The following is a 12088-nucleotide window of genomic DNA, read 5'->3' on the forward strand; positions in this document are numbered from 1 at the left end:
AAGGGTGAACCCTCGAGAGCGAATCAATCTCGGGAGAAGCCCCCAAACTCGAAACACGGAGGCTCTATTTGCGGTACGATAGAGTCGAGTTCCGGCGCGGGCCGGACAAATACCGACTTTCACTTGCAACAACGACTCGGGATCGATTCGGGGCTAGACGAAGCGATAGGACGAAGACGGGAGTCCTTGGTTCGGCTCATCCAACGTGTTTCTGCCGAGTCCGGTGCGCCGACCAGGTGCGGGAGCCGGGCGACAGGCGGAACTCGTGCGATCGGTGCGGAAACCAAGCCTCCCGAAAAGCGTGCACGGCCATCAGGGAGCATTCGACGAAATCGAAACGATGACAGAATCTGCCCGGATTCAAGCGCGGGAACGCGCTGCCGCACACGGTGGGTGATCGCTTTTTCTGTTCCGCGATTCCGGTCGGTCCTCGATAGGAGGATCGTCTGTGATCATCCAAACACTCTCGCTCGAAGGTGGGCAGCTCTACGGCATTCTCGGCGGCGTCGCCCTGGTTTGCGTCGGCGTCGGCGTCCTCATCGACAAGTTCATCGCTTCCCAGGCATTGGCGAGCGCCAAGGCCAAGGCCGCCGAGACCATCGCGCGGGCCGAATCCGACGCCCGCGTCGCCGCGGAAAAAGTCCGGGTGGAAGCGGACAAGTCGCTTCTCGAACGCAAGGCGACAATCGAGAAAGAGATCGAGGACACCCGGAACGAGGTGCGTGAGGCGGAGCGGAGGCTCCAGAAGCGCGAGGACCTCTTTGACCGCAAGGAGGAAGCCCTCACGCTCAAGGAGCAGACGCTTTCGCGCCAGGCCGATCAACTCAAATCGCGCGAACAGGGCATGCAGACGCGCGAGGCCGAGCTCGACCGCGTCATCCAGGGTCAGAAGGACAAGCTCTTCCAGATGACCGGGCTCACGCCGGAACAGGCCAAGGCCGAATTGCTCGTCAAAGTCGAAGAAGACGCGCGCCACGACGCCGCCAAGATCGTGCGCAAGTTCACCGAGGCCGCGGAAACCGAGGCCAAGGAGAAGTCGCGCGAGATCACGCTGATGGCGATCCAGCGCTACGCGACCGAGCACACGTCGGAGTCAACGGTGCGCACGGTCGCGATCCCGTCGGACGACATGAAGGGCCGCATCATCGGGCGCGAGGGCCGAAACATCCGCGCGATCGAGAAGGTGACCGGCGCCGACATCATCGTGGACGACACGCCCGGCGTGATCGTGGTCTCGTGCTTCGACAAGATCCGCCAGGCCGTCGCCGTGGAAGCGCTCGAACGGCTCATCGCCGACGGGCGCATGCACCCGACCCGCATCGAGGAAGTCGTCGAGAAGGTCAAGAGCGAGATCAACGAGAAGGTGCTCAAGTTCGGGCGCGACGCCGTGCTCGAGGTGAACCTGCGCGGGCTGCACCCGAAGGTGAGCGAGGCGATGGGCAAACTCGCTTATCGCACCTCGTACGGCCAGAATGTGCTGCGCCACTCGATCGAGGTCGCCTATCTCTGCCAGGTCATCGCCGATCAACTCGGGCTCGACGGCACGATCGCGCGGCGCTGCGGCTTCCTGCACGATATCGGCAAGGCGATGGATCACGAGATGGAGGGCGGCCACCCCAAGATCGGCATGGACTTCGCGCGCCAGTTCGGTGAGAAGGAGCCGGTGCTCAACGCGATCGGTGGCCACCACGCCGACATCCCGAGCACGAGCTTTTACACCCCCATCGTCATGGCTGCTGACGCAGTTTCTTCGGCGCGGCCCGGCGCCCGGCGCGAGAGCATGGAGAAGTACGTCCAGCGCCTCACGGAGCTGCAGGACATCGCGCTGGGTTTCCGCGGCGTCAACGAGGCGCACGCGATCCAGGCCGGGCGCGAAGTCCGCGTCATGGTCGATGCCAACCGCGTGAACGACGACGAGGCCTATCTGATTGCGCACAAGATTGCCAAGCGCGTGAGCGAAGAAATGACCTTCCCCGGCGAGATCAAAGTTACCGTTCTCCGCGAAACCCGGGCGATCGAAGTCGCACGATGACGCCCGATGCGGGATATCGATCCACGGATGTGGAATGTCGGCGAGAAACGCCATTCGCGGAATCGCCGTCAGTCGGTTTTCCCGGATGACGGCGTTTCGATCTGGTGGGGGGTCCCGTTACGGACAGTCGTACGCGTTGTATGCCGCCGAGAAGATTGTGAAGTCAGCATCCTCGACGATCCCGTCATCGTTGAGATCCGCCGGGCAGTGCGCCGGCATGTCCGACTCATCACAATCGACGAGGTTGTAGGCGCAAATAAACATGACATAGTCCGTTTCGTCGACGACACCATCGTCATTCAGATCTGCGCGGCAGTTGCGCCACAAGGCCACCCCTCGTGCAGTCAATCCACCGGCGGTGGTGAAGCCCCCTCCGAAGTAGAACTTTCCATTCGCCAGAGGGGCAACCGAATGTGAACCGGCCACGGCATTCCATTGATCGGAGCCCGCCCCGCCATTCGTGCCGTCTCCAAACGGTGCCCACGCCGTTCCGGTCCAGCGGGCGATGTGGTTCGGGCTGTCCGCCGAATAGGTGGTCGAAAAATCTCCTACCGCGACCAGCTCTCCCGTCGAAAGCACATCGAGCGAATCGACGTTGAACAGGCCATCACCCATGGCACTCCAGTCCGAACCGTCCCACCGCGCGACCCCAAGTGCGGGCGTCGAATCGATCGAAGTAAAGTGACCGCCCACCACGAGATCGCCATCGGCGACGCCAAGTGATCTGAAGTTCGGATTGAACAAATTGGTTGTGTGGGGTGTCCCGATGTTGGTCCAGTCGCTCCCGTCGTATTCGAGCACGGCATTCGAATAGGCAAACGCTCCGATGAGATACACCTTGCCATCGTGTGCAAGCACGTCCGTTCCCCACGAACCAAAAACATCAATGTCCGCCGCGATCTGATCCTGATCCATCGGCACGTATTCGATATTGGTCGTCATCGTGTTGCGATGAATCCGGGCCAGGCAATTCGCGGCCGACGAGCCGACAATCGCCCAGTCGCAGTATGTGTACGGATAGCCGGTTCCGTGCCCGCCGATTCGATTGAAGTATCCCGAAACGAGCAGATCCTGCGTCGAGTCCCCGTTGTCGATCGTGCGGAGCGCCAAAGCCGTGGCACCGCCCGACTCCCAAGCCCAGCCATACGACGGACACGGCCAACTCGGAGGTATCGCTGGGTATTCGATCGAAATGCGGCCCAGCTCGTCTGTCCAATCGTCTCCATCCCATACCGCCAGGCCGCTAATCGGATAGTCTTCGCCGCCGATTTGGAAACCGCCGCCGGCGACCAACCGCCCCTCGAAAACCGCGAGCGCATTGACCGTGTTGTTGAGACCGTTCTCGGCATCTCCAAAACCCCATAGAAACGGCGACCATTCATCGTTGATCGGATCGTACAAAGCAATGTTGTTCGCCTCGATTCCTCCAATCACGTAGAAATGCCCCCCGACAACAAGGTATCCGTTCCACATCGTGACGGCGTGAATGTATGGAAAATCGTCAACGTCGTAGGCCGGAACACTCCAGTGATTTGCTGTTCCTCCGCATGGAACCGCCAACGAAGAGCTCGGTAACCCCGCAACGCACGCAAATGCGGCCACCGCGCTCAATCCGATTCGCCTAAAAAACTGCGCCGATTCATTCTGCCCGCGCCGCAACTTTTCAGTCCGCATGAAAGACTCCCGCCGCGCAAAGGTTGTATTCAGACAAGCAACCTGCTCGTCTGAGCGGCGTCGATCGCGCGCTCTTCGCCGCGAGACAAGCTACGGGATAGTTTCATTTGCAGATTGTGAATAGTCCAATTTTTCCGATTCGTACGATTTGTGATCGCGCAAACCAATGTGGCGCACAGAGTTGACAGCATTCCACATCTTTGTGGTTTTTGCAGAATGGGGACTGGGTGTCGGTGCGCTTACTCTCAATTTCTTCAACGGTCGCATTTGTTGGGCGCCTCGAATCGACTGTTCTTCTTTTTGTTCTGTTTCTTCGTCTCTTCTGCTGTTCGTCGCTTCGATCTTCCTTCGGTTGGCCTTTCCGTCTCGCGATATCCCTTCTTCCTCTCCGCGCAACTCCCGCGACTCCGCGTTCTCTCCATCCTGCCTGTTCCGGCGTCTGTCTCCGTCGTTCATTTGAGTGAATGTCCCTCGGCGTTCTCTCCCGCCTCTCAACCCTTTGAGTCCTTCGAGCCCTTTGAGTTGAATGCCTTTTCTCGTATCCGCGTCTTGGTATTCTGAACGAACCGCCCGACCCCGCCCCGCGGACGGTTCCGCATGACCGAGTCTTCGCCGAATCCAATCGCCGCCTTCGTCTGCCCGTTTTGCGGCGGCGCAACCCCTGATCAGCCGCGCTGCGCCGAGTGCTCCGGCCCGCTCGATCCGCTCTCGCGCCAGGCAACGCAGAACGCCATGGGTCCCTGGTTCATCCGCGACGAGCAGCATCCCTTCCGCCCCGGCTGTTCCTACGAGACGATCCTCGCGATGGTCGCGCGAGGCAAGATCGTCGCCGACACCATCCTGCGCGGGCCCAGCACTTCGCAATTCTGGTATCCGGCCCGGCGCGTGCCCGGCGTTGCGCACAAGCTCACCGCCGGCGGGGTCTGCCATTCCTGCCAGCACCCGATTGCCGGAGAATCGGAATGCCCGAATTGCGGCGCGGTCTTCCACGCGGATCCCGATCGCCAGTTTCTGGGGCTGATGCCCGTCCGTGCGCTCCCCGGCAGCGGCCACCCGGTTCACGAGCCGCCCCGCAGCGAGCAGCTTCATCTTGAGCAATCTCAACTTGAGCAGTCTCATTTTGGGCAGGCGCCGCCGGTTCAACCTGTTGTCTTCCGGAATGCTGCACCCCCGCGTGCCGCGGTTTCCGGTGCGCGGCTCGAATCCGAGATCGCCTCGCTCCGCGTGCGCTTCTGGGTGCTCATGGGCGTCGCGGCGATCTGGGCGATCGTCGCGCTCGGCGCGATCTGGGTGCTGGTTTCCGGTGCCGCGGAAAACTCCGGCGGCTCGAGAACTGCCGCGACGCCCGCGTCGATCGAGTCGGCTCCGCCGAACGCTGCGCCGAGCAGCCCGCCTCCGACCGTTCGGCCACCCGCCGAAGTATCCGAAAAGGACGAGCCCCCGAAGCAGGCACCAAGCGCACCGCCCCCGGAAGAAACCCCGAAACCGAGCGAGCCGCCCGCGCAACCCGACCCGATGAGCCCGCAGAGCCAGCCCATGCCGCAGAGCCAGCCCATGCCGCAAGCCACTCCCGGTCAGGAACTCGACCGGCTTCGCTCGACACGCTGGCCTTAGCGATGCCTCAAATCTCCCATCGCGCACTTCCGAAACCCTCTCCCGGAGCGAGGGGGAGGGGGGTGGGTGAATGCCTAAACCAGCGAGAACGTCGGGCATTCGCTCGATTCCGCCATTCGCCATCCCAAATCCGAATTTCCCCCGTCTTCCCGGTTTTTTCGCGCTCACTCCAAAATCCTGCATCCCCGGACCTTTTTCGCTCGAAATTGTGGTATGCTCTCAGAGCCAATTCTGGCGGCCGCGTCCTGCGGCGGAGCATGGAAACGTGTGGTTTTGCTCTGTTTTTCGAATGGTTTTTGAACGACTTGTGAGGGTGTTGGAGTGACGGTCGCCTCCGTGGAGGGCTTGGTCATCGGTTGACCCGGCTCGCGCGGCGGGAAAAAATCTCCGATTCGCCGCAGCCGGGGTTTCCGGATCTGCGTATCGAACTCGGGTCGTTCTTAGAAACGGGCGCGATTCCGCGCCCTGCTGGGAGATCGGAAATGCTGAAGGACGTGTTCGCCCGCAAATCGCGTGGCTCCGCAGGCTTCACCCTCATCGAACTTTTGATCGTCATCGCGATCATTGCCCTTCTGATCGGCATCCTGTTGCCGGCGCTGGGCGAAGCACGCCGCAGCGGCAAGCTCACGATCTGCTCGAGCAATCTCAAGCAGTTCGGAATCGCGAATGCGAGCTTCGCCGGAGAAAACAAAGATCGCTTGCTCGGGCCAACCTACAAGTCCGGAGATCCGAAGAACACTTTGCTCCCGGGTTGGGATAAGAATGCCGGCTTGTATTATCAGGACGATCAAGAGGCCTTCGCGTTCGAGGTGGTGTACAACATCCGCGTGAAGACCGGCATGTCCGACGTGGACGCGCCTGTTCCGTCAAACTGGATTCCATTCATCCTTTACACGCATATCGCCGGGGTGAATTACACGGGTGGCCAATTGCCCAACACCACCGCCGCGTGCCCGGAAGATTCGTGGCGCAACGCAATCCAGCGCAATTGGAGAGATCCGGCGTCCACGGGACTTCCGTATCCGCCCTCAGGCGAAAACGGCGATGGCTCGACGGGTCGTCCGTGGCGTTGGCCGTTCAGCGCTTCCTATCAGTTCCACCAGTCGCACTTCGGACCCTCACGTCAGGAACGCCGACTGCGTCCGGATGGTCAATCGGCGTTAACCGCCTTTCCGTTTCCCGATCCGAACGGCAGCGGAAATACCTGGAAGTACGACGGCGAACCTTCGATTAAGGGTGTCTTTGGCTACAACAAAACCGGCGACATCCGTTTCCCTTCGCAGAAAACGATGATGTCGGATGAATATGGCCGCCACTTCGGACGCAAGACGACGTACTTCGCCGCACCGGAGTCGCGACAGCCTCTCGCCTTCTACGATGGCTCGGTCCGTATCTATCAAACGAGCGACACCAATCCGGGGTGGGACCAAAGCTCTTCAAGCCGGCGTGGCGGCAGCGCCAACGCGATGGGCCTGCGGCTTGAATACACAGTCACCCAATCCGATTGGGACCCGCAGATGTCGACCTATACCGACACCGACTCGAGTGGGCATCGCAAATACAAGGTTGCCGCAGGCTGGTTCAAGTACACCCGTGGCGGTCTGTTTGGCTGGGATACGCCGCGCGGTGTTGCTTCGGGCGGCGCCCAAAACGGCAAGCAGGCTGTTCTCCAGAATCCGGGCCCCAGCCAGAAGATGACCAACGTCTGGGAAAACGAGTTGGATACCTCTGTCGGCAAGTGGTAATTTGTGTTGAGATTGAAGCGCCCGGGGTTCTCCCGGGCGTTTTTCTTTTCTATTCGCGCTCAACGTCTCTCGTGGGTTGATCAACCTGGAGTGACTATGCGAACGCGCCGGTGCGCCCGCGGCTTTACGCTCATCGAATTGCTTGTCGTCATCGCGATCATCGCGCTGCTCATCGGCATCCTGCTTCCCGCGCTCGGGCTCGCGCGTCGCCAGGGCAAACTCGTCAAGTGCACCGCCAACGAGCGCACCTACGCCATCGCCACCGGTTCCTACGCCGCCGAAAAAAAGGATCGCCTCCCCGCGATGGATTGGCGCAGTTCCGATCCGTATCCGGTCGATCTTCCCGGCTGGGAAAAGTTCAAGAGCCTGTATTTTCCGAGCGATCTCGTCGCCGCGTCTTTTCAGGTCGTCAGCATCATCCGGCACAAGACGGGCCTTTCGGATGAATTCGCGCCCGTGCCGGAAAACTGGATCCCGTTCATTCTCTACACGCACGTCCCGCTCACCGACTACATCGGGGGCGTCATGCCCTCGCCTGTTGCCGCGTGCCCCGAAGACGCGTGGCGCATCGCGATCCAGCGTCAGTGGGATCAGCCTCGCCTGACAGGTCTGCCTTATCCGGAAAACGGCGGCGACAACACGCTCTCAACCTGGCGCTGGCCCTTCAGCACCTCGTACAACATCCACCAGGCGCACTGGGGCCCCTCGCGCGCCGAGCGCCGCTTCAACCCGACCGCTTCCGTCCCCGGGAATTTCCTCACCGCGATCTGGTATCCCACAACCAACGGCGGCGGCAGTTTCTACACCAAAGAGGGCAGCGCCGATTCCGCCATGCCCGGCCAGTTCGGCTTCAACCGCCTGACCGACGTGCGCTTCCCCAGTCAGAAAGTGATCATGTCCGACGAGTTCGGTCGTCACTTCGGCAAGAAGACGACCTTTTTCGCCGCGCCCGAATCCGTTCAGCCCCTCGCGTTCTACGACGGCTCGGTGCGCGTCTACCAGACCGGCGAGACCAATCCCGGGTGGGATCCTTCGAACACCAGCACCCGTGGCGGCAGCACGCGATCGATGCAGCTTCGCCTGCAATACACCAAGCAGCAGCAGGCATACGACCCCGACATCAGCACTTTCACCGGCGTGAACGCTGAGGGATTGAAGCAATACAAAGTCGCCGCGGGCTGGTTCCGCTACACGAGGGGCGGGCTGCTCGGTTGGGATGTGCCGCGAGGCGTCGGTGCGGGCGGGAGGCGCGCGACGATCATCAAGCCGGGGCCTGAGCAAAGCCTTTCGGCGATCGCTGAAAGCGAGCTGGACACCACGACCGGCACTTGGTAGGTCGGGGGGTACATGACGGGGTGAATCGGTGGCGAGTCGGAGGTGAATCGGGAGAGATGCGGAATGGATAGTTATCAGCAAAACAGGGCCACCCCATACTTGCGGATCTGCGAGGTTTCTGTTAAGCTTTCGTCTTCTGTCTCGGTTTTGAGGAGGTAACTCGGCCTATGTCAATTCGCCTTTTCCGGCGGGGGCGATCGGCTTTCACGCTGATCGAACTGCTGATCGTCATTGCAATCATCGCGCTGCTCATCGGCATCCTGCTCCCCGCACTCGGCAACGCACGCAGGTCGGCGCGCATGGCCGTCTGCATGGCAAACCTGCGCAGCTTCGCGACCGCTTCCGCGAGTTACAGCGGAGAGAACAAGGACAAGCTCTTCAACTACTCGTGGTTCCGCGGCACGCCGATCCCCGGCGACTTCTCACGCTTCATCCCCGTTGCCACGCAGTACGCGGACAACGACATGCACGGCGCCGCCATGCAGTTCACGTACATCATGCAGAAGCGGCTCAAGTTCACCGACCCCGACAAGTTCGCGATGCCCGAAGGCTGGTTCCCGTATGTGTACTACAGCCACATCCCCCTCATGGATTACATGAGCGGACAGATGCCGATGCCGATTGCGGCTTGCCCTGAAGACCGTGATCTTCAGATGCTCCAGAAATCGTACAAGAGCGTCGATGAGGCCGGCGTCCCAGTGCCGTCGGTTTCCGGCGACAAGGATGCGCGCTGGCGCCTCCCGTTCCGGATGTCGTACACGATCCACTCTGCGCACTACAGCCCGGACAAGGTGTACAACGTCATGGAAGGAATCGGCGGCGGCGGCGTGGCGAATAAGCGCGCCGCGATCATCTATGCAAACAACGGTTATGTGTATTTCTCCGATGCGGTCGGCTCGCCTTCGTCTCTTCCCACAGGCTCGCTCGGAAACAAGCGAATTACCGACATCCGCTTTCCGCAGCAGAAGACCTGGGCTTCCGACAATTTCGGCCGTCACTTCGGCCGGCAGGCGTTCTTCTTCGCCGATCCGCAGTGCCGTCAGCCCTTGCCCTTTTACGACAGCTCGGTGCGCGTCTACCTGACCGCCGACACCAACCCGGGTTGGGACCCATCCAAGGAATCATCGCGCCAGCAGATGGGCAAGCGCTTTTCTTGGTTTGAAGAACAAAGCGACTACGGCCCGCGCATGGCGAACACCAAGACCGAAGGCGGCAAGCTCGGCTTCCGTGCCTCCGCCGGCTGGTACCAGATGACCCGTGGCGGCGCGCGCGGCTGGGACGTGCCGCGCGGTGAACCACGTGCCAAAATCAAAGGCGACGGCACGATGGATTCAACCGTCGAGAACGAACTCGATACGAGCAAGACAAACGAGTACTAGGCATTCCGGCTTGGCCTGTGCACCGTTCGGTTCCTCGGTGTTCGACCGTCGTACTCTTGCAGCAACTCGCGGAGTTCGACCATGAGTGTTGCATCGAAGCACAAAGCGGAATTCGTGTCGGGGCTTGGTGTTGGCATGCCCGGCGCCGGCCTCGGACGCCTGTACAACTTCTGCGCCGGGCCGAGCATGCTCCCGGAGGAAGTGCTCCGCCAGGCGCAGGAAGAGGTCTGGAACGTCCGCGACAGCGGCATCGGCATCATGGAGCTGAGCCACCGGGGCAAGCTCTTTGACGAGATCCTCCACGAAACCGAAGCGTCGGCGCGCAAGGTCGGCAACATCCCGTCCAACTACCAGGTTCTCTTCCTCACCGGCGGCGCGACCACGCAGAATCACCAGGTGCCGGCCAACGTCCTGCCCGATCACGGAGTCGCCGCGTTTCTCACGACCGGCTACTGGTCCGAGCGCACGTGGGAAGAAATCGGCGTCTACACCGATCGCGCGTACGAAGCCTTCAGCGGCAAGAAGGCCGGCTACGCGCACTGCCCGACCGACGACGAGATCAAGTACAAGGACAAGCCCGTCTACGTGCACATGTGCACGAACAACACGCTCTACGGCACGCAGTGGCGCGAGGCCGACGGCTCGATCCGCCTGCCGAGAATCCCCGATGGTTCTTTTCTTGTCGCGGACATGTGCAGCGACATCTTCAGCCGCCCCGTCGACTGGAACAAGTTCGGGATCGTCTACGCCGGCGCGCAGAAGAACGTCGGCATCGCGGGCATCTCGGTCGTGATCGTGCGCGAAGACCTGCTCAAGCCCGTCCGCAAACTGCCGCGCATGATGAGTTACGAGGTGCTCGCCAGAGACGAGAGCCGCCACAACACGCCCCCGGTCTTCCCGATCTACATGTGCAACCTGGTTTTCAACTGGATCTTGAAGCAGGGCGGCGTCGCTCCGCTGCTCGAGCGCAATCGCGAGAAAGCGCAGATTGTTTACGACGTACTGGACAAGTCGAAGTTTTATAAGGGCCACGCCCGCCCCGACAGCCGCAGCCTGATGAATCTGACCTTCCACACCCCGAGCGCCGAGCTGGACGACCTGTTCTGCGAAGAAGCGTTCAAGGCGGGGATGGACCAGATCAAGGGCCACCGCAACACCGGGGGCATGCGCGCGAGCATGTACAACGCCTTCCCGCGCGAGGGGGCCGTCGCGCTCGCGGAGTTCATGCGCGAGTTCGAGAAGAAGCACGGATAAGGCGGGAAAGAACGCGGAGCCCGCGGAGGTCGCGGAGTGAATGCAAGGGAAGGGGAGTATCAATCTGATTCGCGTTCTCGCTTGCTTTGCTTGCATTGCATTTGTCTTCCCCTTTCCCAAAGGGGGTGGCATCGCGCAGACTCGGCGGAGCGATAACGGAGAGGGTTTCGGAAGTCCTTGAGTCGGCCAGACGTTCACTCAATCTGCTCGTCCATCTCATGTCTCCTCTCTCCGCGAAACTCCGCTTTCTCCGCCAACTCCGCGTTCTCTTCGACTTTCCCGCATTCAATAGCCTGTGCCGCTCTCGCTTTCCATTTCGAACATCTCGCCCGATCCGCGCGGGTCGCTCGCGCTGGCGTCATCGCTGATGGCGTCGCTCGGTGAGCCGCGGATCCAGTTCGACGCGACGCTCGCGGGTCTGCGGTCGCGGGATTTGGATCGCTCGGCGCGGCGGGATCTTGCTTCGATCCTCAAACGCGCGGGCGTGCGTGCGATGGGCATCGATCTGTTTCTGCCGCCGGCGCATCTGGCGGAATCGGCGCACGTCGATCGCGCGATCGGCGCCATCTTGGGCGCGATCGAATTGATATCGGAACTCGCGGCACTCGATGCGATCGAGTCGAAAGTGCTCTGTCTTTCGCTGCCGCCCAAGCCGCTCGCGCACGCGGTGCAGGCGATTTCCGGCGCCGCGCTCGAGCGCGGCGTGACGATCGCGGACTTCTCGCTGTCGGTCGCGGCGAATGTCCCAGCGTCCATCGCGCGCGGTGTCGATTGCGCGCAGGTTCTCGCCGCGGGGCAAGACCCGGCAGCGCTGATCGCGCGCGGCATTTCGGCGATCCGGCTTTGCGATTGGGATGGCGCGGCGCGGGTGCCGGTCGGAAAGGGACGCCTGGACGTGCGGTCTGTGGTCGCCTCGGCGTCGATTGCCGCGGCAATGGCGCCGGTGGTGATCGACCTGCGCGGGATCCGGGATGTTGCGCTGAACTGGGAAGAGGCGGCTCGCCGCGCGGTCCGAGAGTGGAACGAAGCGAGGCCGAGTGGCGGTTGATCGGGTG

The 12088-nt window shown here is 61.7% G+C and carries 7 protein-coding genes and 1 pseudogene; 7 read left to right on the forward strand and 1 reads right to left on the reverse strand.

From position 1 onward, the window contains the following. The first annotated feature begins 448 nt into the window (after positions 1-448). A complete protein-coding gene (gene rny, locus KF691_06460; protein ID MBX3389083.1) occupies positions 449-2032 on the forward strand; it encodes a ribonuclease Y in 1584 nt (527 codons plus the stop codon). A 117-nt stretch (positions 2033-2149) separates the two neighbouring features. Here rny and KF691_06465 read toward each other — a convergent pair whose 3' ends face one another. Continuing rightward, positions 2150-3592, reverse strand: a complete 1443-nt coding sequence (locus KF691_06465) for a hypothetical protein (protein MBX3389084.1) — start codon at positions 3590-3592, stop codon at positions 2150-2152. A 711-nt stretch (positions 3593-4303) separates the two neighbouring features. Between KF691_06465 and KF691_06470 the strand changes: the two genes are divergently transcribed. From KF691_06470 to KF691_06495, 6 genes and pseudogenes are all read left to right on the forward strand, one after another. After that, on the forward strand, positions 4304-5320 hold the full coding sequence (locus KF691_06470) for a hypothetical protein (protein MBX3389085.1): 1017 nt from the start codon (positions 4304-4306) through the stop codon (positions 5318-5320). Positions 5321-5802: 482 nt separating this feature from the next. Then, positions 5803-7065, forward strand: a complete 1263-nt coding sequence (locus KF691_06475; GenBank protein ID MBX3389086.1) for a prepilin-type N-terminal cleavage/methylation domain-containing protein — start codon at positions 5803-5805, stop codon at positions 7063-7065. A 96-nt stretch (positions 7066-7161) separates the two neighbouring features. Next, the gene (locus KF691_06480; GenBank protein ID MBX3389087.1) at positions 7162-8400 is read left to right on the forward strand and encodes a prepilin-type N-terminal cleavage/methylation domain-containing protein; all 1239 of its coding nucleotides are present in this window, start codon (positions 7162-7164) and stop codon (positions 8398-8400) included. Between the two features lie 167 nt (positions 8401-8567). After that, positions 8568-8699, forward strand: a pseudogene (locus tag KF691_06485) (prepilin-type N-terminal cleavage/methylation domain-containing protein). A gap of 1161 nt (positions 8700-9860) precedes the next feature. Further along, complete coding sequence (gene serC, locus KF691_06490; GenBank protein MBX3389088.1) at positions 9861-11033, forward strand: 3-phosphoserine/phosphohydroxythreonine transaminase; 1173 nt, start codon at positions 9861-9863, stop codon at positions 11031-11033. 295 nt (positions 11034-11328) lie between these two features. Next, positions 11329-12081, forward strand: coding sequence for a hypothetical protein (locus KF691_06495; protein MBX3389089.1), 753 nt, complete (start codon positions 11329-11331; stop codon positions 12079-12081). Positions 12082-12088: the final 7 nt, after the last annotated feature.

Source organism: Phycisphaeraceae bacterium (assembly GCA_019636555.1).
In the GTDB taxonomy this organism is placed as follows: Bacteria; Planctomycetota; Phycisphaerae; order Phycisphaerales; family UBA1924; genus JAFEBO01.

What these genes read in the sequence shown, in the direction of transcription:
- KF691_06470 (MBX3389085.1), top strand. Translation starts at nt 4,304, where the DNA reads ATGACCGAGTCTTCGCCGAATCCAATCGCCGCCTTCGTCTGCCCGTTT.
- KF691_06475 (MBX3389086.1), top strand. Translation starts at nt 5,803, where the DNA reads ATGCTGAAGGACGTGTTCGCCCGCAAATCGCGTGGCTCCGCAGGCTTC.
- KF691_06480 (MBX3389087.1), top strand. Translation starts at nt 7,162, where the DNA reads ATGCGAACGCGCCGGTGCGCCCGCGGCTTTACGCTCATCGAATTGCTT.
- serC (MBX3389088.1), top strand. Translation starts at nt 9,861, where the DNA reads ATGAGTGTTGCATCGAAGCACAAAGCGGAATTCGTGTCGGGGCTTGGT.